Source organism: Devosia epidermidihirudinis (assembly GCF_000971295.1).
In the GTDB taxonomy this organism is placed as follows: Bacteria; Pseudomonadota; Alphaproteobacteria; order Rhizobiales; family Devosiaceae; genus Devosia; species Devosia epidermidihirudinis.
In genome coordinates this window covers 139,185-165,040 of record NZ_LANJ01000045.1, presented here as the reverse complement: position 1 = coordinate 165,040, position 25,856 = coordinate 139,185, and the positions used below count along the sequence as shown (strand labels likewise).

The 25,856-nt window shown below is 60.5% G+C and carries 25 protein-coding genes and 1 other RNA gene; 14 read left to right on the top strand and 12 right to left on the bottom strand.

What is annotated here, in order from left to right; genetic code table 11:
* Window positions 1–91: 91 nt before the first annotated feature.
* From ligA to WH87_RS16250, 3 genes are read left to right on the top strand one after another with little or no spacing between them, the layout of a single operon-like run.
* On the top strand, window positions 92–2,242 hold the full coding sequence (ligA, locus tag WH87_RS16260; protein WP_046140646.1) for an NAD-dependent DNA ligase LigA: 2,151 nt from the start codon (window positions 92–94) through the stop codon (window positions 2,240–2,242).
* Between the two features lie 18 nt (window positions 2,243–2,260).
* A complete protein-coding gene (locus WH87_RS16255) occupies window positions 2,261–3,535 on the top strand; it encodes a hypothetical protein (protein ID WP_046140506.1) in 1,275 nt (424 codons plus the stop codon).
* Between the two features lie 39 nt (window positions 3,536–3,574).
* Complete coding sequence (locus WH87_RS16250; protein ID WP_046140507.1) at window positions 3,575–4,033, top strand: DUF3828 domain-containing protein; 459 nt, start codon at window positions 3,575–3,577, stop codon at window positions 4,031–4,033.
* Window positions 4,034–4,336: 303 nt separating this feature from the next.
* Here WH87_RS16250 and WH87_RS16245 read toward each other — a convergent pair whose 3' ends face one another.
* The gene (locus tag WH87_RS16245; RefSeq protein WP_046140508.1) at window positions 4,337–6,157 is read right to left on the bottom strand and encodes an aminopeptidase P family protein; all 1,821 of its coding nucleotides are present in this window, start codon (window positions 6,155–6,157) and stop codon (window positions 4,337–4,339) included.
* A gap of 110 nt (window positions 6,158–6,267) precedes the next feature.
* On the opposite strand from WH87_RS16245, the gene WH87_RS20270 reads away from it, so the two are divergent.
* Window positions 6,268–6,402, top strand: coding sequence for a hypothetical protein (locus WH87_RS20270; protein ID WP_281175325.1), 135 nt, complete (start codon window positions 6,268–6,270; stop codon window positions 6,400–6,402).
* Between the two features lie 121 nt (window positions 6,403–6,523).
* Window positions 6,524–6,655, top strand: coding sequence for a hypothetical protein (locus WH87_RS20265; RefSeq protein WP_263574796.1), 132 nt, complete (start codon window positions 6,524–6,526; stop codon window positions 6,653–6,655).
* A gap of 191 nt (window positions 6,656–6,846) precedes the next feature.
* On the opposite strand, the gene WH87_RS16240 is transcribed toward WH87_RS20265, so the two are convergent.
* The 3 genes from WH87_RS16240 to WH87_RS16230 all read right to left on the bottom strand — a co-directional run bounded on the left by WH87_RS16240 (window position 6,847) and on the right by WH87_RS16230 (window position 9,981).
* A complete protein-coding gene (locus WH87_RS16240) occupies window positions 6,847–7,716 on the bottom strand; it encodes a 50S ribosomal protein L11 methyltransferase (protein ID WP_046140509.1) in 870 nt (289 codons plus the stop codon).
* A 90-nt stretch (window positions 7,717–7,806) separates the two neighbouring features.
* Window positions 7,807–9,561 carry a GGDEF domain-containing protein gene (locus WH87_RS16235; protein WP_082092747.1) on the bottom strand — a complete coding sequence of 585 codons (1,755 nt, stop codon included), beginning with the start codon at window positions 9,559–9,561 and terminating at the stop codon, window positions 7,807–7,809.
* Between the two features lie 102 nt (window positions 9,562–9,663).
* Window positions 9,664–9,981, bottom strand: coding sequence for a heavy metal-binding domain-containing protein (locus WH87_RS16230; protein ID WP_046140511.1), 318 nt, complete (start codon window positions 9,979–9,981; stop codon window positions 9,664–9,666).
* Between the two features lie 112 nt (window positions 9,982–10,093).
* Between WH87_RS16230 and WH87_RS16225 the strand changes: the two genes are divergently transcribed.
* Window positions 10,094–10,516, top strand: a complete 423-nt coding sequence (locus tag WH87_RS16225; RefSeq protein WP_046140512.1) for a hypothetical protein — start codon at window positions 10,094–10,096, stop codon at window positions 10,514–10,516.
* Window positions 10,517–10,522: 6 nt separating this feature from the next.
* On the opposite strand, the gene WH87_RS16220 is transcribed toward WH87_RS16225, so the two are convergent.
* Both WH87_RS16220 and WH87_RS16215 read right to left on the bottom strand, forming a co-directional pair.
* Window positions 10,523–11,035, bottom strand: a complete 513-nt coding sequence (locus WH87_RS16220) for a ClbS/DfsB family four-helix bundle protein (protein WP_046140513.1) — start codon at window positions 11,033–11,035, stop codon at window positions 10,523–10,525.
* Between the two features lie 7 nt (window positions 11,036–11,042).
* A complete protein-coding gene (locus tag WH87_RS16215) occupies window positions 11,043–13,388 on the bottom strand; it encodes an ATP-dependent helicase (protein ID WP_245622449.1) in 2,346 nt (781 codons plus the stop codon).
* 281 nt (window positions 13,389–13,669) lie between these two features.
* Here WH87_RS16215 and WH87_RS16210 point away from each other — a divergent pair, with 281 nt between their 5' ends.
* A complete protein-coding gene (locus tag WH87_RS16210) occupies window positions 13,670–17,278 on the top strand; it encodes an AsmA family protein (protein ID WP_046140514.1) in 3,609 nt (1,202 codons plus the stop codon).
* Here WH87_RS16210 and WH87_RS16205 read toward each other — a convergent pair.
* From WH87_RS16205 to WH87_RS16190, 5 genes are all read right to left on the bottom strand, one after another.
* A complete protein-coding gene (locus tag WH87_RS16205; RefSeq protein ID WP_046140515.1) occupies window positions 17,271–17,492 on the bottom strand; it encodes a ribbon-helix-helix domain-containing protein in 222 nt (73 codons plus the stop codon). The genes WH87_RS16210 and WH87_RS16205 overlap by 8 nt on opposite strands.
* Window positions 17,493–17,502: 10 nt before the next feature.
* Window positions 17,503–17,991: an SspB family protein gene (locus WH87_RS16200; RefSeq protein WP_046140516.1), complete on the bottom strand. Its 489-nt coding sequence runs from the start codon at window positions 17,989–17,991 to the stop codon at window positions 17,503–17,505.
* A 102-nt stretch (window positions 17,992–18,093) separates the two neighbouring features.
* Window positions 18,094–18,429, bottom strand: a transfer-messenger RNA (tmRNA) gene (gene ssrA / locus WH87_RS19440).
* A gap of 4 nt (window positions 18,430–18,433) precedes the next feature.
* Window positions 18,434–18,622, bottom strand: coding sequence for a YdeI/OmpD-associated family protein (locus tag WH87_RS16195; RefSeq protein WP_245622448.1), 189 nt, complete (start codon window positions 18,620–18,622; stop codon window positions 18,434–18,436).
* Between the two features lie 44 nt (window positions 18,623–18,666).
* A complete protein-coding gene (locus WH87_RS16190) occupies window positions 18,667–19,065 on the bottom strand; it encodes a RidA family protein (protein WP_046140518.1) in 399 nt (132 codons plus the stop codon).
* Window positions 19,066–19,182: 117 nt separating this feature from the next.
* Here WH87_RS16190 and WH87_RS16185 point away from each other — a divergent pair, with 117 nt between their 5' ends.
* From WH87_RS16185 to hflC, 7 genes are all read left to right on the top strand, one after another.
* Window positions 19,183–19,767, top strand: coding sequence for a DUF1003 domain-containing protein (locus tag WH87_RS16185; RefSeq protein ID WP_046140519.1), 585 nt, complete (start codon window positions 19,183–19,185; stop codon window positions 19,765–19,767).
* 9 nt (window positions 19,768–19,776) lie between these two features.
* The gene (locus tag WH87_RS16180; protein WP_046140520.1) at window positions 19,777–20,571 is read left to right on the top strand and encodes a thymidylate synthase; all 795 of its coding nucleotides are present in this window, start codon (window positions 19,777–19,779) and stop codon (window positions 20,569–20,571) included.
* Window positions 20,568–20,882 (top strand): nucleoside triphosphate pyrophosphohydrolase family protein, encoded by a 315-nt coding sequence (locus WH87_RS16175; RefSeq protein WP_046140521.1) that lies wholly within the window; start codon window positions 20,568–20,570, stop codon window positions 20,880–20,882. The genes WH87_RS16180 and WH87_RS16175 overlap by 4 nt, the downstream gene beginning before the upstream one ends.
* Before the next feature lie 96 nt (window positions 20,883–20,978).
* A complete protein-coding gene (locus WH87_RS16170; protein ID WP_046140522.1) occupies window positions 20,979–21,989 on the top strand; it encodes a DUF4424 family protein in 1,011 nt (336 codons plus the stop codon).
* A 3-nt stretch (window positions 21,990–21,992) separates the two neighbouring features.
* A complete protein-coding gene (locus WH87_RS16165; protein WP_046140523.1) occupies window positions 21,993–22,502 on the top strand; it encodes a dihydrofolate reductase in 510 nt (169 codons plus the stop codon).
* A gap of 76 nt (window positions 22,503–22,578) precedes the next feature.
* Window positions 22,579–23,688, top strand: coding sequence for an FtsH protease activity modulator HflK (hflK, locus tag WH87_RS16160; RefSeq protein ID WP_046140524.1), 1,110 nt, complete (start codon window positions 22,579–22,581; stop codon window positions 23,686–23,688).
* Between the two features lie 3 nt (window positions 23,689–23,691).
* Window positions 23,692–24,780: a protease modulator HflC gene (gene hflC / locus WH87_RS16155; RefSeq protein WP_046140525.1), complete on the top strand. Its 1,089-nt coding sequence runs from the start codon at window positions 23,692–23,694 to the stop codon at window positions 24,778–24,780.
* 193 nt (window positions 24,781–24,973) lie between these two features.
* On the opposite strand, the gene serB is transcribed toward hflC, so the two are convergent.
* On the bottom strand, window positions 24,974–25,846 hold the full coding sequence (gene serB / locus WH87_RS16150; RefSeq protein ID WP_046140526.1) for a phosphoserine phosphatase SerB: 873 nt from the start codon (window positions 25,844–25,846) through the stop codon (window positions 24,974–24,976).
* Window positions 25,847–25,856: the final 10 nt, after the last annotated feature.

The following is a 25,856-nucleotide window of genomic DNA, read 5'->3' as shown; positions in this document are numbered from 1 at the left end:
TCGATCTGTTCCTCCCCCTATCAGGGGGAGGCTAGGAGGGGGTATCCCCTCGAAAAAACTACCGCACGCGTGAGTGATCCCGATGACCGAGCTGTCCACCAAACCCGTCGATGCCCTCACCGCTGACGAGGCTGCCCTTGAGCTTGCCCGGCTCGCCGAGCTGATCGCAGCCGCCGACATCGCCTATCACCAGAACGACGCGCCGGACCTAACGGACGCCGACTACGACGCGCTGCGCCGCCGCAACCTCGCCATCGAGGAGCGCTTCCCGGCGCTGGTGCTGGCCGATGGTCCCTCGAGCGTGGTGGGTGCCCCGGTGGCCGATGGCTTTGCAAAAGTCCGCCACGGCATTCCCATGCTCAGTCTGGGCAATGCCTTTGCCGATGAGGACGTGACCGATTTCGTCAATCGCGGGCGCAAGTTCTTCGAGAAGGATCTGGCGCGCGATCCCAATCTCAAGCTGGAATTCACCGCCGAACCCAAGATCGATGGCCTTTCGGCTTCGCTGCGCTACGAGAACGGCGTGTTCGTCAAAGGGGCCACGCGCGGCGACGGATCGGTAGGCGAGGATATCACCGCTAATCTGCGCACGATTGCCGATATCCCGCAAAAGCTCAAAGGCTCGGGCTGGCCGGCCGTGATCGAAATTCGCGGCGAGGTCTATATGTCCCATGCCGATTTCAAGGCGCTGAAGGAACGTTCGGCCACCTATGGCGGGCAGGACTACGTCAATCCGCGCAATACCGCCGCGGGCTCGCTGCGCCAGAAGGACGCCAAGATCACCGCCGGCAGGAACCTGAAATTCTTCGCCTATGCCTGGGGCGAGGCCAGCGAACCGCCCGCGCCCAGCCAGCATGAGGCGGTGCAGAAGTTCAAAGAATGGGGTTTTGTCACCAATCCGCTGATGATCCGCACCGATGATCCGGCGGAGCTGCTCAAGCATTACCGCGCCATCGAGGCGCAGCGTGCCACGCTCGGCTACGACATTGATGGCGTGGTCTATAAGCTCGACCGGCTCGATCTTCAGCAGCGCTGGGGCTTTGTTGCCCGCGCGCCGCGCTGGGCCATTGCCCACAAATTCCCAGCCGAGCAAGCGACGACTATCCTTACCGGCATCGACATCCAGGTTGGCCGCACGGGCGCGCTGACGCCCGTGGCCCGCCTTGCCCCTGTCACCGTGGGTGGCGTCGTGGTCGAGAACGCTACGCTGCACAATGAGGACTATATCAGGGGCTTCGGCAATAATGGCGAGCCGATCCGCGATGGCGTTGACCTGCGCATTGGCGACACCGTCACCGTGCAGCGGGCAGGGGACGTCATCCCCCAGATCGTCAATGTGGTCGACGATGGCAAGCATGAGACGCGCGAGCGCTTCGTGTTCCCCCATATCTGCCCGGCCTGCGGCTCGGAAGCCGTGCGTGAGATCAACGAGAAAACCGGCAAGCTCGACGCGGTGCGCCGTTGCACTGGCGAGTTGATCTGCCCGGCGCAGGCGGTCGAAAACCTTCGGCACTTCGTTGCCCGCGACGCTATGGACATCGATGGGCTGGGCGAAAAGCAGATCAGCCAGTTTTACGCCGAGGGCCGCATTGCGCGCCCCGCCGATATTTTCACCCTGCGCGCCCGCGACGAACGCGCGCTCAAAAAGCTCAAGGATGCCGACGGCTTCGGCGCCACCTCGGTCAAGAAGTTGTTCGACGCCATTGATGACCGGCGCGAGCCCGAGCTCGATCGCTTCATCTATGCGCTGGGCATTCGCCACGTCGGCGAAACCACCGGGGCGCTGCTGGCCAAGACGTTCTCGACCATCGAAGCCTTCCGGGACACCGCCGTTGCCGCCACCCATCATGAGGGCGACAAGCACGCCGTTTTCCCCTCGATCAACGGCATTGGCGACGCCGTCCGCTCCTCGATCATGGCGTTCTTTGCCAATGACCGAAACATTCAGGCGCTCGATGATCTGCTCGCCGAGGTCCACCCGAAGCCCTATGTGGTCACGGTTTCAGCCGACAGCGTCGTGGCGGGAAAGACGGTGGTGTTCACCGGCTCCCTCGAAAAAATGACAAGATCTGAGGCCAAGGCTATGGCTGAACGGTTGGGTGCGAAGGTGGCGGGCTCGATTTCGGCGCAGACCGATATTCTGGTCGCCGGACCGGGCGCGGGCTCCAAGCTCAAAAAGGCCGAGGAACTGGGTATTGAGGTGATCAGCGAGGACGAGTGGTTCGAGCGCGTCGCCAAATAATCATTTGAGGGAAGCGATATGAAACGACTGGCCGGACTGGCGCTCGCCGCCACCATGCTGCCTTTGGGCGCACAGGCGGGTGAGGCTGGCGACGCCGTCGTCGCTCACCTTTATGCCGGCACGGCCAGCGCGGGGCTCAGCGCCGCCAACGAAGCCTGTTCGACAGCGGATAGCGAAGCTTGCTACGGGCTGGGCCTTTTGACGCTGGTCACGACCTATGAGGGCCTGTCGCAGGATCTCTATCGCTATGGCGCAACGGTGCCGAGCAATGCGGCGTTTGAGCTGCTGATGGGCGGCGGTGGGGGCTCCGGCCCCGCGCCGGCTAACCTGCAGCCTGAAAAACTCACCTATGACGCGCTCCGCGGGGTGTTTGACCGGTTCCTGTCCGGACTCGACGACGCGCGCGATGCGTTCGAGCGCGCTGGCGAGGCCGGTGACTATGTCATCACCATCGACCCGCTCAAGGTCCGCATCGACTTCAACGGTGACGGCAAGGTGGATGAGGGCGAAACCCTGGCGGCATTGCTCAGCCAGTTCGATGACAATACCTTCCCGCCGCCAGCGCCAACCGGCAAGACCAAGAGCAAGACGCCGGACGAGCCGCTGCTGACCACAGTCGGCTTTGATCGTGCCGATGCGCTCTGGTTCGCCGGCTACACCCAGATCGTCGCAGCGCCCATCGATCTGCTACTGGCGCACGATTTTTCTAATTTCTACAATGCGTATCTGCACCGGGTCTTCCCATTGTCCGGCCTGCCGATGGGCGAGTTCAACACGGCCGGAGACCTGTTTCTGGGCGCCGAGACAGATGCCAGTATTGCCGATCTGATCGCCGGCATTCATACGCTGAGCTTCCCCGTCACCGACCAGGCGCGCCTCGCAGGTGTTCTGGATCGTCTCAAAGCCATCACCGATCTGTCGCGCCAGAATTGGGACGCCATTCTGGCCGAGACCGATGATAATAGGGAACTGGTGCCATCGCCGCGCCAGACCTCGATCCTGCCGGGCCACAGCGTCAGCCAGCAGACTGTCGATGCATGGATGGCCACGCTGGACACGATTGACGAGGTGCTCGACGGCAAGCTCCTCGTGCCGCATTGGCGCTTTGCCAAGGGCGTTGATCTCAAAGCCTATTTCGACACGGCCAAGCAGACCGATCTGGTTTTACTCATCTCCGGTTCAGCTATATTGCCCTATCTCAAGGATGGGCCGATCGCTGACGCGCAGAGCTTTGCCAAAGCCAATGAGGCTTTCGGGGCGGACTGGCTGAATTACGTATTCTGGTTCAACTAGGGCAGGGAGCACCCGCCCGCAGATATTTCGGAGACTGCAATGCGTCTAGCAACAATCGCGACCGGCCTATTCTTCGCCTGCACCAGCTTTGCCGCAGCAGAGTCCTATCAAACGCCCCAGGCGCTGCTGGAGGCTTTTTACGAGCCCTATTTCAGCGGCGACTTCGCCGACGACGAGAGCCAGTTCCGCTCCGAGGCGCTGCAGTCGCTTTATGACAATGACGCGCAGAATACGCCAGAAGGCGAAATGGGCGCGCTGGGCTTCGACCCCTATATTGACGGTCAGGACTTCGACATCACCGATCTTGAAATCCACACCCCAGACATTTCCGGCGAGGAAGCCACGGTCGAAGTGACCTTCAAGAATTTCGACCAGCCGCGCACGCTGGTCTATGATCTGGTCAACGAAAATGGCTGGAAGATTGACGACGTCGCATCCACCAGCCCCGATAATGTCTACCGCCTGAGCGAAATTTTTGCCGAGGCTGCGGGCGAGTAAGGGCGTATTCTTCCGGGGTCATGTAGTCCCCATACATATCATATCCTCTGCGCTGCCCTCGGACTTGATCCGAGGGCCACTATCCCGCGGCACAAGCGGCCAAAGGCCCTTGGATCAAGTCCGAGGGCAGCGCAGTGGGTTTTGAGTTATCGATGGCTACAGGTCGAAGGAACATACCCCCTCCCAACCTCCCCCTGAACAGGGGGAGGAGCTAGTCTTGTGCGTAGGTTCTCGTACCACCCACCAGCTGAATTCCTCCCCCTGTTCAGGGGGAGGCTAGGTGGGGGTATCCTTTCGCTGAGCCTAGATCGCCGCCGTCGCGCCCTTCAGCCATTCCCGCGTCGATCCCGATACCAGCGGCCCGATTTCGTCCCAGACGCGCTGGTGATAGCTGTTCAGCCACACCCGCTCTGCTTCGGTCAGCAGCGTTTTGTCCACCAGTCGCGTATCGATTGGCGCCAGCGTAATCGTCTCGAATTCGAGGAAGCCCGGCGAGGCGCTTTCCACGACGACGATCAGGTTTTCGATGCGGATGCCGTATTCGCCAGCCTTGTAGTAGCCGGGCTCGTTCGAGATCACGTTGCCTAATTCGAGCGGCATGGTGTAGCGCGAAGAGATGCCGATGGGGCCCTCGTGCACGCCCAGATACGCGCCCACGCCGTGACCGGTGCCGTGGTTGTAGGTCACGCCATCCTGCCAAAGGAACTGGCGGGCCAGCACGTCGATCTGCGCGCCGCTGGTGCCCTTGGGGAACTTGGCCATGGAGATGGCGATCATGCCCTTGAGCACGCGGGTGAAGCGGTCGCGCTGTTCGGGCGTTGAGCTGCCGGTCGACATGGTGCGGGTGATGTCGGTGGTCCCGGCCAGGTACTGCGCGCCGCTATCGAGCAGCATCAGTTCGCCTGGCTGCAGTGTACGATCGGTCTTGGTGGTGACGCGATAGTGCACGATGGCGCCATTGGGGCCCGCGCCAGAGATCGTGTCAAAGCTGGCGTCAACGCAGGTCTCTTCTTCGCGGCGGAAGGCTTCGAGAGCGGTGACGAGGCCAATTTCGGTCTGGTCGCCCTTGGGCGCGGCGCTGTCGAACCAGCTGAGAAACTTGGCGAGCGCAATGCCATCGAGACGATGGGCCTCGCGCATGCCACCCAGCTCGGCGTCGTTCTTGCGCGACTTGGGCAGCAGCACGGGATCGCGCTTTTCGATCAGCTTGGCACCGGCGTTCTTGAGCGATGCCGCAATGGCTTCGGGCGCGCTGGCCGGATCGATCAGTACGGCTTTGCCGTCCTTGCCCAGGCTGGCGAGGGCAGCGGGCAGGGTGTCGCTGCTGGCGACATGGGCGATGCCGTCAAGCGACTGGCTGAGCTCGGCGGTGATCTTGGCGGCATCGAGATAAAGCGTTGGCAGGCCGGTCTGCGGCACAATGGCAAAACCAAGCACGAACGGCGTGTTGGGCACATCGCGGCCGCGCATGTTGAGCAGCCAGCAGATCGACTCTGGCAGGGTCAGCACGGTTGCGTCGGCATGGTCAGTGGCCAGCGCCGCCTGCAATTCGGCGATCTTGTCGCTGGCGTTCTTGCCCGACCGGTTGTGGCCGAGGAATTCGATTGGCGTCACTGGTGCGCCCGGGCGGTCGGCCCAGATGGTGTCGACCAGATTGGCGCTTGGCTTGAGCGTGGCGCGGCCCGCCAGCTTTTCGGCAAGGTCACGGATTTCGCCGGGCGTATGCAGCCATGGGTCATAGGCAATGATGCCGCCTTCAGGCACGTAATCGCCGATCTCGACGGAGAGGCCGCCCTGCAGCCATTCGTGGATGGTCACCGCCTTGGTGTCGGTCTGGGCGGGCGCCTGCAGCGTGTAGCGACTGTCCACAAACAGGCCTGCCTTGTCGGCCCCGACCACGGCAAACCCGGCGGAGCCGGTAAACCCGGTCATATAGGCAAGGCGCGCTTCGCCGGGCGGTACGGATTCGCCACGGTGCGCATCGGCGCGCGGCACCAGAAAGGCATCGACACCGGCCTTGGCCAGTGCGCCCCGCAGCGCGGCGAGGCGAGGGGCGACATCGCTTGGGTCCGACTTCTCATCAAAGCTCTGGAACACGGCGGGCGGAAAGGTCTGGGTGGTCATTGTTCGATCCTGTGCCGGAATGCGCTCCGGTCATGGGTGGTTTGTCCAGGTGAGCATGGCCATGCCAGTCACGGTTGACCATATAGACCACAAGAATTCGGAGAACAAAAATGAAGACGACCAGGAACTTGTTCCGGCTTACCCTTGACGCCCTCGTCGAAGGTCGTGCGCGCCAGGCCAAGCGCTTCCTTGAGCAGTATGAGCGTGACCATCCCTCGCTGGACTATAAGTTTAAGGGTCGGTAACGCGCCCTGCGAAACCAGCATGGCTGGTCTGACTCAACGGGCCTAACCAAGCGTGCCGGAATAGCCTAGATACGCTCACGACGGTGGCAATAGATCATCGTCCACGTGCATGGAGACTGAGATGACTGAGAGCAAGAACGATTTCCGCAAGGCACTGGGGTCCGTTATCGACGCCCGTGGTCGCGAATCGAGCCGCCAGGTCAGCTATCGCATGCAGCATCAGCTGATCGGCGCGTTCACCAAGCGCCCGTAAGGCCGCTGCAGTTTACTGCTGACGATCTGACGATCCCCGGAGCTCGCTTCGGGGATTTTGCTTTTTGGGCGTTCAAATGAAAAACCCTCGGGGTTGGCCCGAGGGTGTGACGCGTGTCTTGCGACACTGTCTGTTTGCGCCGCTATGCGACGCCAGATGCTAACAGTGTGCTAGCCGAACGAAGCGCTGAGCTACTTCATTTCCAGCATCAAAGTGGTCCAGTCCTTGCGCTGCAGCTTCTGTGTCAGCGTCATGCCCTGGCGGGCATAAGCGTTGATCACGCCACGCGCCTGATGCTCCAGAATGCCGGACAGGATGATGGTCGCACCCTTCTGCGCCGCCTTGCCGACTGCTGGCGCCAGCGCCATCAGTGGACCGGCCAGAATGTTGGCGACGATCAGGTCATAGGGCGCATGCTGGGCAATCGTCGGGTGGGTCAGGCCAGTCGCTTCCAGCGCGATGATCTGATTGCCAACGCCATTAAACTCAGCATTTTCAATGGTTGTCGTCACTGAAATCGGGTCGATATCGCTGGCGATCACGGGGGTGCGGGTGCGCTTGGCCAGGGCAATGGCGAGAAGGCCAGTACCTGTGCCGACGTCAATCATGCGGGTCGGCTTCTTGCGCTTGAGCAGCTTGTCGATGGCTTCAAGGCACCCTGTAGTGGTCTCGTGATGGCCGGTGCCGAAGGCCTGCGCCGCATCAATACGGATAGCGGTCACGCCATGGGGGATAGGGCCGGTTTCATGGCTGCCATAAACGTAGAACCCGCCTGCCACCACCGGCGCCAGGCCCTCCAGCGACTTGGCGACCCAATTGACCTCAGGGTCTAAGGTCGAAACGGTGAATTCTACATCCATGCCAAGGGTTTGGCGTGCCAGTTCAGAAAATGATTCAACATTGGCCGGGCTCTCGCAGGAGGCCTCGAAGTACCATTGTTCGATATCTTCGTTCTCGTGCGCGGTTGCCGTCAGCGCCAGATCGTCCCGCTCCATAACCGCATCGACCAGGGCATAAGCCTGTTCCTTGGTGAGGGGCGCGGAGAGCTGGTCGACTTGCATGGCAGGGCTTTCAGTTGGTTTCGCCCTAGTTGCGGCAGCGCCTGCAACAAGTCAATCCGCCAGCTGCCTGTGGGTCGGCGATGGGGCGAATTAGCCCACTGCTGCGATGGGGATGTCGCTATCGTGCATGCAGACCTGATTGCGTCCGCCGCGCTTGGCTGCATAGAGGCGACGGTCGGCGACAGCGACCACGGTGTCCCAGTTTTCCGGTGAGTTGGGCAAGCGCAGCGCGACGCCGAAACTGGCCGTTACGGTGAGCCCAATCTTGCGGCTGACCTGGGTTCGGCTGAGGGTGAGCCGCAGGCGCTCTGCAATGGCGAAGGCGCGCGAAGCATCTGTGTCCCTTAGCAAAATCACGAACTCCTCCCCGCCATAGCGCGCCATGATATCGTTGGAGCGCAATAGGGGCGGGAGGATCTTGCCGATTTTCTGAAGGACCATGTCACCCATGGAATGGCCGAGGGTGTCGTTGACAGACTTGAAGTGGTCCACGTCGAAAATGATAACGCCAATCGTATGCGCGTCGGTGTCGGCCTGTTCGAAGACGCTGTGGGCGAAGTCTCGCAGCGCGCGGCGGTTGGGCAGGCCGGTCAGTGTGTCGGTTTCCGACAGGGCCTTGAGCCTTTCGGTCATGCGGCGCTGCTCGGTTTCCAGGCGCAGTTTTTCGCGCTGCTGGTTACGCAGCACGGCGACGCCTTCGAGCATTTCGCGGATTTCCCGACCGATCGGGTGCCGCGGCGGCGGCTCGGACAGATCGCCGTGGGCCACGGCGGTGAGCTGGTCGTGCACGACGGCGAGCGGACGGAAGAGGATGCGCCGGAACACGACTGCCAGCGCCAGCAAGGCGAGGACGATCAGGCCGGTTAGTATTGCTGAGCGCAGCACCGAGGTGCCAGATTCCTCGCGCATACGCTGCAGCTGGGCCAGGGACTGGTTGACCAGCAGTTCGGTCACCTGCTCAGTGGAAGCGACACCCAGCAGGTATTTATTGGTGAACTCAACCGAGCCGATGGGCCCATCGCTCTCATGCAGGCGAGCCGTCATCCGGGCATAGGTCAACGAACGGCCGAAATAATCGGCATCGATCCAGGTCAGCAGTTCGGACACCTTTCCACTGTCAAAATAGGCCGTGGTGTAATTGTGCAGAATGTTGCGCATCAGGCGGAGCCTGATCTCGGTCTCGTTGACCTTGATGAGATAGCGGCGGTCCTGCTGCACGTTTGAGGCCAGCATCATCACCACATAGGCGCTCAGGCGACCCTGTTGTTCGCGCATTTCACTGGCGGCGGCCCACAGCATGATTTCGGTGGTGATCTGGGGCACGCTCAGCATGGTTTGGCGACCGATGCGGGCGCGCAGCACCGTGGCGGCATCGGTGACGGAGAACATGGCCTCGATGGCCCTTGTCACATCGGGCGCGGAGCGCCGCTCCAGGGGCTTGCTGAGGATGGTGTCGACGGCTTGGCGCGATACAGTCAGAACGAAATCGAGGCCATCAAAGCTGCGGCGCAGCTCGGCATTGGCTGCCATTTCGGCGGCATAGCTTTCTTTGACGGCCACAAGTGCCTCATCCACTGCCTGGCGCGTTGTTCTTATGTCGCCCCGGACTCCGGTCAGCTCATCGCCCTCCGCACCCATGGCGGCGGCGGCGGGGTCGCGCTCTTTGGAGAGCGCATTGGTGAGCGACAGGATTGTTTCGAAATGCGTCAGGGCCGCGACGCCAGAGCTGGCGCGCGCATAATCTGTGATGTTTGCGTACAAAGCCGAGCCGCCGAGCAACACGGCGCAGGCCGCGCAGATCACCACACCAAGCCACTGCAAGTTCTGTATTCGGATGGACGCCATCACACTTATCGACGAAACAGGTTATGCTGTTATTGCACCGATAAAGGTAAATAAATATGAAGGCGCATCTGTATTTCTACCGAGGCGTTGACTTGCTCTGTTCTAGAAGGTGACCGCGGTTCCCGAAATCGATACCATCAACATGCTTCCACCCGAGCCGACGACTTCATAATCGATGTCCACACCCACCACAGCGTCCGCTCCGCGGCTGCGAGCTTCTTCTTCAAGTTCTCGGAAGGCCGCCTGTCGCGCATCACGCAAGGTGGATTCGTAGGCGCCGGCGCGGCCACCGACGATGTCCCGCACGCTGGCAAACAGGTCCTTGAAAACGTTTGCCCCAACAATGACTTCGCCGGTGACGATGCCCAAATAGTCGACGATCTGGCGGCCTTCTACACTCGGCGTCGTGGTGATGATCATGGCGTGGTCCCTTGTTGATTGGCACTAGATATGGTGAGGCTGTATCCAAAATGAAGCTGGTCGCACTGCTGTTTCGCAGCGCAATTCCAGCACAGTTCGAGGATGATCAACAATGCTTGCAGTGACCAGTTATCCTGAAGTCCATGTCCAGTTGGCTGCCGCCAAAGTTGACGAGCAGCTTGCGGCCTTCGCCGCTCTTGCAGCAGCAGCTAAGGGAAACGCAAAGGCTGAAGCGGCGCTGGCGGCTTTTGCGCCGGGCTATTTCAACTCGATGTTGCTGGCGCTCGATCACCACTTCATGCACCGCATGCGTGGGGCAGAGGGCAAGGATGGCAACCCGCTGAACGAAGTCCGCATGCTCTCGGATTCCATCATGGAACATGACGGGGTTTTGCAGGCCAACAAGACCATCAAGTACAACGCCGAAAAGGCCGTGTCGGGGATCGCGATTGGCCAGACGATTGCCCTGGACGCGAATAATTTTGGGCGCTTAGCAGCGGCCTACATCGCCGAAATCGGCAAGCGGTTTCCCTAAGGGCCGTCAGTCCAGATCGTTGGCCTTCTTCCATGCCCGGAGCCTGCCGCGCGCATTGGCATAGGGCGAGGAAGTGTTGAACTGGATCATCCGACCCATGGTGTGCTTTTCGTACCAGGAGACGCCATAGAGCGCGATATCGCTCTGGCTCTCGACCAGATCTACAAGCTTGGTCTTGGCCGTTTCCAGACGAACCAGTAGTTCCGGCCAGGCCAGGCCTTTGTAATCGGCGTAGAATTTCTGGGCGAGCTGTCCCAGTTGGTTCCACTGGAAGCCGGTTTCGGGAAAGTCGACCACTTTGCCCGCGCGCTGCTGGGCATGCCATTTGAGCACCAGCTCATTCCAGCCGACCAGGTAGGCCACCAGGTCATGGACACTCATCGTGGTGTTTTTCATGTGGCCTTCAAGCGTTTTGGCGCGGGTCAAAGGCTCGGGAATGCTGGCCAGATCCTTGGCCAGCTTGGCGTAGTTGATGTCGATGGCAGAGAGCAGCTCTGCCTTGCTTTGCGGGACGGCCATAGTTCAATCAGCTCTTCTGTACGAAGCTTTCCAGCACCTTCTTGCGGCCGGCCTTTTCGAATTCGATGGTTAGCTTATTGCCTTCAATCGCGACGATTTCGCCGTAGCCGAATTTGAGGTGGAACACACGTTCGCCCATGGCAAAGGCCGAACGATCGTTGCCCAGATCGACCGAGCGGGCAACCAGATCACCCTCAATGGTCAGTGGACCGCCACCCCTGCGACTGGCTTGCTGGGCACGCGCGCGCTGCCAACCGGGCGTTTCATAGACGCTTTCGAACGGGTCGGCCTTGTTGAAGCGCGAAGCTGCCCCACCGCCGCCGCCATAGCCATAGCCGCCATAGGACGAGCCAGTGTCCTTGACCTCGACAGCGTCCGCGGGCAGCTCATCGAGAAAGCGGCTGGGGATCGCGGACTGCCAGAGGCCGTGAATACGGCGGTTCTGGGCGGCTGATATGCGCACGCGCTTGCGGCCACGGGTGATGCCGACATAGGCGAGGCGGCGCTCTTCCTCGAGACCCGCACGGCCGCTCTCATCCATCGAGCGCTGGCTGGGGAAAGTGCCTTCCTCCCAACCGGGCAGGAAGACCGTGTTGAATTCCAGTCCCTTGGCGCCATGCAGGGTCATGATGGTGACGGCGTCGGATGCTTCGGCGCTGTCGCGATCCATCACCAGCGCGATGTGCTCAAGGAAACCACCGAGGGTGTCGAACTCCTCCATGGAGCGGCTGAGTTCCTTGAGGTTTTCCTTGCGGCCCTCTGACTCAACCGATTTGTCGGCAGTGAGCATATCGGTATAGCCGCTCTCCTCGAGGATGCGCTCGACGAGTTCGAACGGCCGCATGGTCTGGGCGTGGAACGCCCAGTCATCAAACTGGGACACCAGACCGCGCAGGGTGGTGCGTTGCTTGGGTTTGAGCTCTTCGGTTTCCACCAGCATGCGGATGGCCGAGAGCAGGGGGACATTGGCGGCGCGAGCTGCGCTATGCAGCAGCTGCACCGTGGAGTCACCAAGGCCACGTTTTGGCGTGTTGATGATGCGGTCGAGCGCCAGATCGTCAGCCGGTTGGGCAACCAGGCGCAGATAGGCGATGGCGTCGCGGATTTCCTTGCGCTCATAAAAGCGCGGACCACCAATGACGCGGTAGTTGAGGCCAAGCGTGATGAAGCGCTCTTCGAACTCGCGCATCTGGAACGACGCGCGCACGAGTATCGCCATGGAGTTGAGCTGTTCCCCGGCAAGCTGATATTGCTCGATCTCTTCACCGACCGTGCGCGCTTCTTCCTCGCTGTCCCAAAGCTGGGTGACAGAAACGAGTTCGCCTTTTTCGCCAACATCGGTCTGCAAGGTCTTACCGAGGCGGCTTTCATTGAAAGCGATGATGTTGGAGGCGGCCTTGAGGATATTGGAGGTGGAGCGGTAATTGCGCTCGAGCTTGATCACCTTGGCGCCCGGAAAGTCTTTTTCGAAGCGCAGGATGTTGTCGACCTCGGCCCCGCGCCAGCCATAGATAGACTGGTCATCATCGCCGACGACGCAGATATTGGCTTCGCTGGCGGGCTTGCCCTGCGCCAAAAGGCGCAGCCAGAGATATTGGGCGACGTTGCTGTCCTGATATTCATCCACCAGCATGTATTTGAACTTGCGATGGAATTCGGCCAGCACGTCCGGATTTTCCTTGAACAGCCGGATGCACTCCAGCAGCAGATCGCCGAAATCGGCGGCGTTCAGGGACTTCAGCCGTGCCTGATAGTCGGCGTAAAGCTTGCCGCCCAGGCCATTGGCATAGCTGCCACTATCGGCCGGCGAGACATCTTTGGGCAGCAGGCCCTTGTTCTTCCAGCCATCCATCATCGAGGCGAACAGCTTGGCGGGCCAGCGCTTCTCGTCGATGTTTTCGGCATCGAGCAATTGCTTGATCAGGCGGATCTGATCGTCGGTATCGAGAATGGTGAAGGTGCTGGTCAGCCCCACCAGCCCGGCGTGCTGCCGCAGAATGCGTGCGCCGATGGAGTGGAACGTGCCCATCCAGGGCATGGCGTCGAGCCGCGGGACGAGCTTCTCGATACGCTCCTTCATTTCCCGGGCGGCCTTGTTGGTGAAGGTCACCGACAGAATTTGGGAGGGCCAGGCGCGGTTGGTATTGATGATGTGGGCGATGCGGGTGGTCAGCACGCGCGTCTTGCCGGTGCCCGCGCCAGCCAGCACGAGCAGAGGACCATCAATGGTCTCCACGGCATCGCGCTGTTCCTCGTTCAGACCACTCAGATAGTCCGGCGTCTGGTTGCGCTTGAACTGGCTGGTGATCGACCCGGCGGCGGGGCGGTCGAGTGGGTGGGGTTCACCGGGCATAAAGGGCCTTTCCATCGCGGCATCCGGGGCAGGGACGCTCTGCGCGGGCATTGACGAATCTTATTTTGTTCTCGTTGGCAATATAGGGATCGACAGGCCCAATGTATAGAACACGGGGCATCATGGCTTCGCGTTGGGTCGATGCCGGGCCTTCACTTTCGCGCAATCGGGCATGAGCCGTCGTATTCCCGCCCACTAAGCTGCGTACAAGGCTTGCGCGGGGTTGCGCATGGACCGCGCATGCCTACACTCTCCCCGCGAAACCGGGGCCCATACGCAATTTGCTGAATCGCATTTACATCATCGTCGGCTTGATCGCGATCCTCGCGCTGGGCAGTGCTTTTATCGTGCCGCGTTTCATCCAATGGGGTGACTATCGCGAGCGCATGGAAGAGCTGGCGAGCGGCGTTTTGGGCGCAGAGGTTACCATTCGTGGCGATATCGAGTTTTCGCTCCTCCCGCAGCCGCGCCTGACGTTTACCGACGTTCTGGTTGGGTCTCCCGATGAGCCTGCGGCGACGGTCGATGCGGTGGAAGCAGACTTCTCGCTGATGGATTTCCTGCGCGACAATTATCACGTCACCAAACTGGTGCTGCGCGAGCCGGTGGTGGACTTCACCATTGATGACAGCGGTTTCCTGACCTCGGGCATCAATGTCACGGGCGAGGGCGGTGGCGTTGCGCTGATGCAGGCCAACATAATCGACGCGACGTTCCGCATTATCGATGAGCGGTCCGGCGCCAATTATGTCGCCTCTGCCGTCGATGGCGACCTAAAGCTGGCCAGCTTCTCCGGGCCATTCCAGTTTCAGGGTTCGGGCACTTATGGCGGGGAACGCTATGGCGTCCGGTTCAACTCCGCCGCAGCCAATATCACCGGCAATGCGCGCGTAACGCTGGGGCTTCGGCCCGAAAGCGGCGCATATTCGCTCACGGCCGAGGGCCAGCTCGAAGCCGGCATGGCGCCGAAGTTTGATGGCACGCTGACCTACCGCCAGACGCCGCCCGTTGCCGCCAGCGCCAGCGATGTGCGCGGTGATCTGGTGTTTACAAGCAAGGTGACCAGCTCGACCGACCGCGTCCTGCTGTCGGGCTACACGCTCCAGCCAGATGAAAACCGCAGCGGCGCACGGCTGACGGGTTCGGCCAGCATTCAGATTGGCGCGGCGCCGAGTTTTGACGCTGTCATTTCGGGCGGGGTGATTGCCCTGCCGCCGCGCGATGCGCAGGAAGACACGTCAACGCAACCCTATGAGGTTTTGCGCTTGTTGGCCGAGTTGCCCGCGCCGCCTGTTCCGCCCATTCCCGGCAAGGTCAGTATCGACCTTGCCGAAGTGGGGCTCCGTGCTTTCTCCATCCGTAACGTGGTGGTGTCCGCGACCACCGATGCCGAGAGCTGGCAGGTCGACACATTGCAGGGTCAATTGCCCGGCAATACCCAGGTCCGCGCGACCGGCTCCCTAGACAATGAAGCAGGACGCCCGGCGTTTCGTGGCTCGGTATCGTTGAACAGTGAACGCCTCGATAGTCTGGCTGCGCTGTGGCGCAAACCGAGCGAAGACAATCCGCTGTTCAATATGCCCGGCGGTCTCGACGGCAAGGTCATGCTGGTCGGCGACGCGCTGGGGCTGACAGCGGGCCGGTTGACGCTTGATGGCAAGTCGCATGCTGTCGAACTGCGGCTGGGCTTTGGCGATGAGACACGGCTCGATGTGGTGGGTCATTTCGATGTGCTCTCGACGATCGAAAGCGCTGCCCTTGGCGCCTTGCTACCCAATATCAGCAATGATCCGGCTTTTGGCCGCAGCTTCCCGACGGGCAGTTTTTCGCTGACGGCCAATCGCGCGCGGGCCTTTGGCCAAGACGGCACGGAGCTTGTGGCCGAGGGGCGCTGGACCCAGGACAAGATCGCCTTCTCGCGTCTGTCTGCCGCGCAATGGGGCGGGGCGCGCATTAACGGTGCGCTTGAGCTCGGTGGCACACTGGCGGAGCCAGAGCTTTCGGGCACGGGGCGCGTTGCGGTATCGTCCGCCTCAGCGCCAGCGCTCGCGCTGCTCTATGGGGTTTTACAGACGCCTGAATCCTGGCGCGGTGCCTTGGCGCCGTCATTGCCCGCCGACCTCTCGATTGATCTTGAAGCGCCCAATGATCAGGGTGGGCAGATCTTGAGCGTGGGCGGCACCCTGGGTGTTTCTGACTTTAATCTACGGGCTGAACTCAGCGCCGGCATTGGCGGGCTTTTGACCGAGCCGCTGCGCCTCAATGGCGCGCTTGAATCCATGGATGTCGCCGGGCTGACGCAACAGGTTGGACTGGGTAATGCCGAACTGTTCAGCGGCGATGGCTCCATGCTGGTGAGCTTTGCGGTCGAGGGCTCGCCAACCAATAGCCTCGACAGTCACCTGAATGCCAGCCTTGGCACTGAACGCGTCGGCTTTACCGGCAACTTGCTGATGACCGCTACGGGCGAAATTCAAGGCACTGGCACGCTGGATGTGTCGTTGGGCGATGCCGGCACGATGGCCGAAGTCGTCGGCTCGCAAGGCCTCAGCCTGCCGCTGGCGGTGGGTAGTGGAACCCTGCATTTCGAGGGCGAACGTCTGGCGCGCCTGACTGATATCAAGGGCAAATCCGGCGAAGTCGGTTTTGGCGGCGAGCTGGCCCTGTCGCGCACCGGCTCAACCGCCGCTGTGTCAGGTGCCGTAACAATCGACACCGTTTCGGTTGAAGGTCTGGCCGCCACACTGTTTGGTCGCGCGGCGCTGGTCGGGGCGATCGACGTTTGGCCCGAGGGGCCAATCGATGCGGCCTCTGAGCCGCGCGTCACACGGGGCACTGTGAGTGTCACTGCGCCTGTCGTCACCGCGGGTGGTGTCGAGCGCATGCAGAACGCAACGTTCGATCTGGCGTGGGATGAGACCCGTCTACGCTTGTCGCGGTTTGAGGCAAGCGTTGGAGGTGGCAAGGCGACGTTCGACGTGGCGGTGTGCTGCGAGGGCCCGCTGGCCCAGAAGAATATTAGCGGCCGCATGAGCCTTGTTGGCGTGCCGGTCGACGCTGTCGCGACGCCCGCTGTGGCCAATGCGTTGAGTGGCGCGCTTGATGGCGGCATGCGCTTTGAGGCGTCTGGCGCCAGCATTGCCGAAGCGATGGGGAGCCTTACCGGGGAAGGCAGCTTTACGCTGAAGGACTTTGCGGTCGCAGGGCTGTCGCCGGGTGTTTATCCCACGGTTGCCGGGTTGGGTGACGTGCTCAACATGGACTCTGATGCGCTCAGGGCCATCGTCAGTCTGGCGCTGGGGCAGGGGAGTTTCTCGGCTCCGACGGCGACCGGTACATTCACCATCGCCGGTGGCGTTGCGCGTCTCGCCAACTTCATCGTTGAAGGCAATGGCGGGCGTTTGGCGGGCAATCTCAATCTGGCGCTCAAGTCGCTCGGGCTTGATGGCAGTTTCGTGCTGACGCCGCTTGGCTTCACCGATGAACGTGGCCTTGTTGGCGAAGATACCGCGCGCATTCTGACCCGTATCAAGGGCACGCTGACGGCCCCGGCCATCACGCCTGATCTGGAAGAACTGGTGGGTGCTGTGCAGGTGCGGGCCAATGAACTTGAGGTCGATCGGCTTGAGGTATTGCGCGCGGAGGATGCCGAGCGCCAGCGCGCGGCGGCTGAAGAGCGCAATAAGCTGATCGAAGAGCAGCGCCGGAAGGCCGCCGCCGAAGAGGCTGCTCGTCTGGCCATTGAAGAGGCGGCCCGCAAGGCGGCTGAGGAAGAGGCGCTGCGTCAGCAACAACAGCAGCCTGTCGCGCCACCGCAAGTGGCGCCCCCTGTGCAGCCGCTGCAACTGAACCTGGGTTATCAACCCATGGTGAACCAGCCGGTCAACTAGCGGGCGTTTCGGCTTTCTGCTGATACCATTTCAATACGGCAACGCGCGCCGCAGACGACAGGTTTGTCGTCTGGCGGGTTTCATCAATGGTGCGGATGAGGCCTGCCATTGGCTGGCCTGCTTCTGCGGCCATGCGTTCGAGTGCAGCCCAGAACTCGGGCTCCAGGGCAATCGACGTGCGATGACCGGCAATGGACAGGGATCGCTTGTCCATCAGGGCAATGTCAGGGCTTTTTGCGGAAGGCGTCGAGGCTCACGACCTTTTCGCCGCTGCTTTCGCCTTCTTCAGGTACTGCGCTGGCAACGCTTTCGACGGCTTCGTCTGCGTCCGCCTCGACAGCATCGGAGCCCGGTGCAGTGGCCGGATCAAACTGCAGGCCGAACTGGACCGACGGATCAAAGAAACCTTTGACTGCGGAGAAGGGGATGACAAGCAGCTCGGGCTGGCCGTCGAAGGACAGGCCGACTTCAAAACCGGTTTCGGTGACCTTGAGGTCCCAATACTGGTTCTGGATAACGATGGTCATTTCCTTGTCGTACTGGCCCAGCAGTTTTTCGCTGAGGCGCACGCCCGGGGCGCGTGTCACGAAGGAAATGAAGAAGTGGTGGTCGCCAGGAAGGCCGGTTTTGGCAACTTCAGCCAGCACCTTGCGCACGACGCCGCGCAGGGCTTCCTGAGCGAGAATATCGTAGCGCATGTGGTCTTCGGCCATAGTCAACCTTCCGGCAGTTTAATCGAATCCTGAACGGCTCATATCAGCCCCACGTTCCATTAGAATTCAAGGATAAAGGGAAATCTATTGGCAATTAGGGAAGGTGCAGGCTTCTGTTGCCAGGTGCCTGCGGACCCCGCCTGTCACCCGGCTAGGGGTGGAGGACTTAATTTCCCAATGCTAGCACTGCTTACGCAGCGAGAGCGACTGGAGCCTTATTGTTGTCATTTGCAACTATAAGTTTCGGACCGATAACGGTGGTACCTCACCGAGCAAAAGCACACCCTTTACGCCCTCGTCGATCCTGTTTCGCCCCCATAATGGTGGAGGCGCCGGGTACTGCCCCCGGGTCCGAAAGGTTTATTACGATGACAGTTTATCGCCATAGCTCTTGCGAGCCCCTCACATATAGGACGGTCGGGCGCGGGATGCAATATTGGGGTCAGCCGTTCCACGCCATGTTCATGTAAACACCACCATTTTCGAGCTCGTCCAGCATTTGCGCGAGGCGTTTTTGCTTGGTGTCGTCGAGCTTGGCCTTATTGATCCACAGCAGGTAATCGTTGCGCTGATAGGGCGGCCTGGCGTCGTATTGGGCACGCACACCGCGCTGTTCCAAAGCTTCGGCCACAAAGGGCTCCATGGTCTCGCGAGCGCGCAAAGGTCGCAGCGCACTCACGGCAGCACAGCTTGGGCTTCGATCTCGATCAGGAAATCGGGATTGGCTAGGCCGGCGACGCGGAAGCCGGTGACGGTGGGTGGATTGGTGCGGTCGCCCCACACGGCCATCCACGCGCCAAACGCGAACCGCAGGTCAGCGTCCTGATCGATAATGACGGTCACTTTGACGAGATCTTCCAGCCGCCCGCCGGCAGCTTCCAGCACAAGCTGGAGATTGCTGAGCGCCTTGGCGCTCTGGGCAGCGACGTCGCCCTTGCCGATGATGGATCCGTCGGCGTCGACAGCGTTCTGTCCACCGATCAGCAACAGGCGGGCGCCAGCGGGTAGAACGATACCCTGTGAAAAGACAGGGCTTTTGTACATGCCCTCGGGGTTGAGATGTTCAATGGCCATTTGCGCTCTCCTCAATGCCTGCGCTCACACCTACAATTGCTAGGCTGACAGTGTGTGTCAGCAGCATCGCTCGTCAATTCGGTGTAGGTTTGGTTCAACAAGCCAAGAGAGCCAGCCATGACTGACATCCCGACTGATAAGCTGATTTCCGCTGCCGAGCGGTTTCTGGGTAAAGGTGAGAAAGCGCTGACAAAGCACGAGCGTCTCGTGTTGGAGCAATCGATTGGCCGCAGGGCGCTCTCCCAGGATGCCAGCGTAATTTTTGATGATAAATCCACCTTTGGGCAGCGGCTGGCCGATGGCGTGGCCTCGTTCGGCGGCTCATGGACCTTTCTGATCATCTTTGGTGTCGTGCTGCTTATCTGGGTGGGGTTGAATCTTGGATTGAGCCAGTCGGCACCGGATCCCTATCCGTTCATCTTCCTCAACCTGCTGCTGTCGATGCTGGCGGCGGTGCAGGCGCCGGTCATCATGATGAGCCAGAACCGGCAGGCGGCGAAGGATCGCATGGTCACCAGTCACGACTACGAATGCAATCTCAAGGCCGAGATCGAGATCATGGCGCTGCACGACAAGGTGGACCGGATGCGTGATGGCGATCTCAAGGCATTGCTGGAAAAACAGCAGGAGCAGATCGACCTTTTGACACGGCTTTTGAAAAGCCATCTGGGAGAAGCGCCAGCGCCGGGCGAATCGTCTTAGGATGGAACCATGCAGCCCTATCTGAAGCTTTTATCCGACATCCTTGAGCATGGCGCCGACAAGGCCGACCGTACCGGTACTGGCACGCGCAGCCTGTTCGGCTACCAGATGCGTTTTGATCTGTCGCAGGGCTTTCCCCTGCTGACGACCAAGAAGCTGCATCTCAAATCCATCGTCTATGAACTGCTGTGGTTCATTCGTGGCGAGACCAATGTGCGCTGGCTTCAAGAGCGCGGCGTGAAGATCTGGGACGAATGGGCCGACGAAAATGGCGACCTTGGACCAGTCTACGGTTCGCAGTGGCGCAGCTGGCCTGCGCCGGATGGCCGCAAGATTGACCAGATCGCCAATGTGATCGAATCCATTCGCACCAAGCCGGATTCTCGCCGCCATATCGTGTCGGCCTGGAACCCGGCAGAAGTCGATGAAATGGCGCTGCCGCCATGTCATTGCCTGTTCCAGTTTTATGTGGCGAACGGCAAGCTCAGCTGCCAGCTCTATCAGCGCTCTGCCGACACGTTCCTCGGCGTGCCGTTCAACATCGCTTCATACGCGCTGCTGACTCATATGGTGGCGCAGGTGACGGGGCTGGAGGTGGGTGACTTCGTCCATACCTTTGGCGATGCGCATCTGTACTCGAACCACTTCGAGCAGGCGCAGCTGCAGCTGACGCGCGAACCGCGCCCGCTGCCGTCGCTCAAGATCAATCCTGCGGTCAAAAACCTTGAGGACTTCGTGTTCGAGGACTTTGAGTTCGTTGGTTATGATCCGCACCCACACATCAAGGCTGCGGTGTCCGTATGACCGGCCTGTCCGAACTGGCGGATAAACTCGCGCTGGTTTCGGACATTTACGCCGAACGCTTCGAGATTGAGCGCAGTGCCGACTGGTATCTGCTCAAGCTGCAGGAGGAGCTCGGCGAGCTGACTGCCGAGCATCTGAAGGGAACGGGCAGGGGGCGGCTCAAAGGTGCTGACGCAGCAGAGATTCGGGTCGCGCTTGAAGATGAGGCGGCGGACGTATTGGCCATGCTGCTGCTGTTCGCGCGGCACAACAAAATCGACCTTGATGCAGCACTCGCCCGCAAGTGGCTGAGGTATCTTCCGCAAAGCTAGGCGATGCGGCTACATAGCGTCCTGAACATGACGTGACGGCAGAGAGTCCGAGCTTCGCCCCAAGCGTCTGAGACGACAAGTTTTTTGGAGGATGCGATGAAGTTCCTGACCGCCACGGCCATGGTGCTTGCTGCCGGTGTGCCGGTATTGGCTAATGACACCACCGCTGTGCTGACCACGGGTGGCCTTGAGTTCATCAGCAATTCCGACATCGTGATGCAGAGCGAAGAGCTGTTCATCTCTCGTGATGAAATCCGCGTTGTCTATGAGTTCCGCAACGACACCGATGTGGACCAGAACATCCTTGTGGCGTTCCCAATGCCCGAGATTGTGCCGGACATGTATTCTCCAGTGTCCTATCCCAATGGACCTGACGACAATCTCTTTGAGTTCCAGACGACGTTTGACGGCAAGCCGGTCGATGCGACCCTAAACGAATATGCCTATTCGTTCGGGGTTGATCGTACGGAACTGCTCAGGTCGCTGAAGCTACCGCTGGTGCCGATCAACGAGGCAGCGGGCGAGGCCACTGACCACCTCGACGAGGCAACGCGCGACAAGCTGCTGCATCTGGGCATGATCACTCCGGACGAATTCGACGCCGGGAAAGGTTGGGAAAAGCATTATTGGCCAGCCTGGACCTATAAGGCGACCTACACTTGGGAAGCGACCTTCCCTGCCGGCAAAACGGTGACGGTCGAACATCGGTACAAGCCCAGTGTTGGTGGCACCGTTGGGGTAAACTTCCTCGGCGAGGCCTATGAGGGCTATGATCCGGTCAAGGAATACACCGACAAGTATTGCATCGACGACGCGCTGATCACTGCGGTGCGCGCCACCATTCCCAAGGGTGAAGAATACTATGCCGCGCCGTTCTACGAGAACTGGCTTTCTTATATCGTCACCACAGGTGGCAATTGGGGCGGCAACGGTATCGAGAAATTCCGTCTCGTCGTCGATAAAGGTGACACCAAGAACCTCGTGTCGTTCTGCGGCGACGGCGTCAAAAAGATCGGCCCGACGACCTTCGAAATGGTCAAAGAAAACTATTGGCCAGAGCGGGAACTCGATGTGCTGATCCTTCAGCGCCATGACACGGCCGAGTAGGTCATGAGCATTAAGATCGCCATGATCGCTGGTGTCGCCGAAAACGGCGTCATCGGCAGCTCGCAGACCATCCCCTGGCGGATTCCGTCCGATTTTGGTTTTTTCAAGCGCACTACCATGGGCAAGCCCATGATTATGGGGCGCAAACAGTATGAAACCGTGGGCAAGCCGCTGCCGGGTCGCACCAATATCGTGGTGACTCGCCAGCCGGGTTACCAGCCCGAGGGTGTTTTGGTGTTTTCCACAATCGAGGCAGCACTGGAGAAAGCGCGCGCGATTGCGGTGGCCGATGGCGTTGATGAGGTCATGATTATCGGAGGGGGCGATATTTATGCTCAACTGATGAACGTGGCCGATCGCCTGTATATCTCTCATATTGAACTCAATCCGGAAGGCGATGTACTGTTTCCAGTCATCTCGCCCGAGCAGTGGATTGTGGTTGATAGCCCTGAGATTGAGCCTTCGCCAAAGGATGAAGCGCGCTACCGCGTCAATGTGTACGAACGTCGATAGCCCAGCGTGCATTGATCGCGCGAGGACCTTGCCTATATAAGTCCGTAACGTAGTAGATTTATCCGAAAGGGACGCGATGCCGTGGGAGAGTAATGGAGGCGGGGGTGGCCGCAATAATAATGGCGGTCCGTGGGGACAGGCCCCCGGTGGCGGTGGAAACGGTCCACGCCGTCCAGGTGGCGGCAACACGCCCAACCTCGAAGACATCCTCAACCGCGGTCGCGATCAGTTCAAGGGCGGCGTCCCAGGTGGGCGCTGGGCCATTGTTGGTGGCATTCTCGCGCTGATCGCCTTCTGGGGCGTCAATTCGGTTTACACCGTTGCACCGCAGGAAGTTGGCGTCGAGCTGCGCTTTGGTAAGCCAAAGCCTGAGCTTTCCAATCCGGGTCTGCATTTCCATCTGTGGCCCATCGAGACGGTTGAGCGCGTCACCGTCACCGAAAATCAGACCACTATCGGTTCGGCTTCGGCGGCTGGCTCGCGTGCCAATGCATCCGGCAGCAATGGCCTGATGCTCTCGGGCGACCAGAACATCGTCAATGTGCAGTTCTCTGCGCTTTGGTCGGTCAGCGATCCTATCGCTTACCTGTTCAACGTGCGTGACCCTGAGGAAATGGTCCGGAATGCCGCTGAAAGCGCGATGCGCGAAGTGGCTGGCCGTCGTCCCGCACAGGACATCTACAGTGATGACCGTCGCGGTATCGAGCTGGAAGTCCAGCAGATCACCCAGTCCATTCTCGACAGCTATCAGCTCGGCGTTCGCGTCGGTCAGGTGCTTATCGAAAACGCCGGTCCGCCAGCTGAAGTCGTTGATGCGTTCAACGAAGTGCAGCGCGCCCGTCAGGACGAGACGCGCCTTCAGGAAGAGGCCCGCTCCTATGCCAACACCCTTCTGGGTGATGCGCGTGGTCGTGCTGCAGCCCTGCGCGAAGATTCTGCCGCTTACACCAACCGCGTGGTGCAGGAAGCAACCGGTGAGGCTCAGCGCTTCAATGCCATCTACGCTGAGTATGTGAACTCCCCCGAAGTGACGCGCAAGCGTCTGTTCCTGGAAACCATGGAAGAGGTGCTTGGCGGCTCTGAAAAGGTTCTCCTTGAGTCCAGCCCGAACGGAAATGGCGTCGTGCCATACCTGCCGCTGCCTGAACTGCGCCCCGGCGCGACAACTCGTTCGACGGGGAACTAAGCCATGAACAATCGTCTGATCATCATTGGCGCCGTCGTGCTTGCCGCCCTCTATGTGTTCTTTTCCTCGATCTACATCGTGAACGAACGCGACCAGGCCATTGTCATGCGCTTTGGCCAGATTACAGATATCCGCACCGAGCCGGGCCTCTACTTCAAGGTCCCGACCGATATCGTCGACACCGTGCAGATCATCGAAAACCGGCTGCTGCGCTATGACATTGCCAACATGACCGTGCAGGTTTCGGGCAACGCCTTCTATCAGGTGGACGCTTTCCTCACCTACCGCATCTCCGATCCACGCTTGTTCCGTGAACGTGCTCTGGGTCAGTTGTCGGTGGTTGAATCCCGTCTCGGCACCCGTTTCGACTCGGCTCTCCGCCAAGTCTACGGTCTGCGTGAATTCAACGCGGCTCTTTCCGAGCAGCGCCCGCAGATGATGCGCGAAGCCCGTGACCTGATCCGTCCGGACATGGCTGAGCTGGGCATCGAAGTCGTCGACGTGCGTATCCTGCGTACCGATCTCGACCAGGAAGTTTCGGCGACCACGTTCGAGCGTATGCGTGCTGAACGTCTTGCTGAAGCCGCCCTGCTGCGTGCCCGTGGTCAGGAACAGGCCCAGAGCCTGCGCGCTATCGCTGATCGTCAGGCCGTGGAAATCGTGGCCGCTGCGACCCGCGATGCCGAGATCATCCGTGGTACGGGTGACGCTGAGCGGAACCGTATCTTTGCGGCCGCCTATGGGCAGGACACGGAATTCTTCGAGTTCTATCGCTCGATGGAATCCTACCGCAAGGCGCTTGCCGGCACCGGCACCACCATGGTGCTGTCGCCTGATAGCGAGTTCTTCCGCTACTTCGGCTCGAACGGTTCGCTGCCCGCTGCCAATACCAATCTGGCGACACCGATCCAGCCAACAGCTGCACCGATCACCGCGCCAAATGGCAATGAGCAGGCGCTCGACGGCTTGGGCATTGAGGACGCAACCATCCCGAGCATCACGCTCGACGATGGCTCCGAACTCTCGCCAACCGTTGGCACTGATGTTCCAGAGCCAGTGGAAACTGCACCGGCCGCAGCGCCAGCGCAGTAAGCCGACCGATCAAATCAAAAGGCCGGTGCGAGCAATCGCACCGGCCCTTTTTGTTTCGCGGGGTGAAAACTGGGCTCCCTAGACCTTATGGTGAGCCTGTCGAACCAGGAGGTCGCGCGAGCGAATGGCGCGTCGACACGACCTCGTCCTTCGACAAGCTCAGGATGAGGTCCACTCAACGAACGGTGGGGAACTACCGAACGATGTCTTCGTCCGTGTATCCCTGCAGGTAGAGCAGGGCCGTGAGATCGCCGTGGTCGATGCGGATGCCTGCTTCTGCGGCGACTGCTGGCTTGGCATGCAGCGCCACGCCGTAACCAGCGATGCGGATCATATCGAGATCGTTGGCGCCATCACCCACAGCAATGGTCTTGCTCAACGGCACATTGCGCTCCGCGGCCAAAGCCTCAAGACGCTCGCGCTTGGTGTTCTTGTCGACAATGGGCTTTGCCACCGTGCCGGTGAGGGCGTCGCCATCAAACTCAAGCACGTTGGCGATGGCTTCGTCGAAGCCGATGCGCTTGCCGAAATAGTCGGCGAAGAAGGTGAAGCCACCCGATACCAGCGAGGTGTAGGCGCCATAGGCCTTCATGGTCTGGATCAGCGCGCGACCGCCACTGGCCAGCGTGATCTGCTCCCGGCGGATTTCTTCGATGACCTTGCGCTCAAGGCCCCTCAGCAGCGCAACGCGGGTATCTAGCGCTTCGCCAAAGTCCAGTTCGCCGCGCATGGCGCGTTCGGTGATTTCAGCAACCTTGTCCTTGATGCCGAGGGCGGCAGCCAGCTCGTCGATGCATTCCTCATTGATCATGGTTGAGTCCATGTCAGCAACGAGGATGGATTTGCGGCGGCCTTCGGTAGGGACGATATTGGCGTCGACGGCGCGATTGCCCACAATGGCTCTGGCAATTTCAAGCGCATCGGTTGACTTCGGCTCAGCGATCTCGCAGGCAATGCCGTGATCGAGCCAATTGAGCTCACCGCCGATTTCCTTCACCACAGCGCTGGTAAGCGCCGGGTCGAGTTCGGAATCAATCGGATTGGCAATAAGGCAAAGAACCGGCATGGCTGGTTGA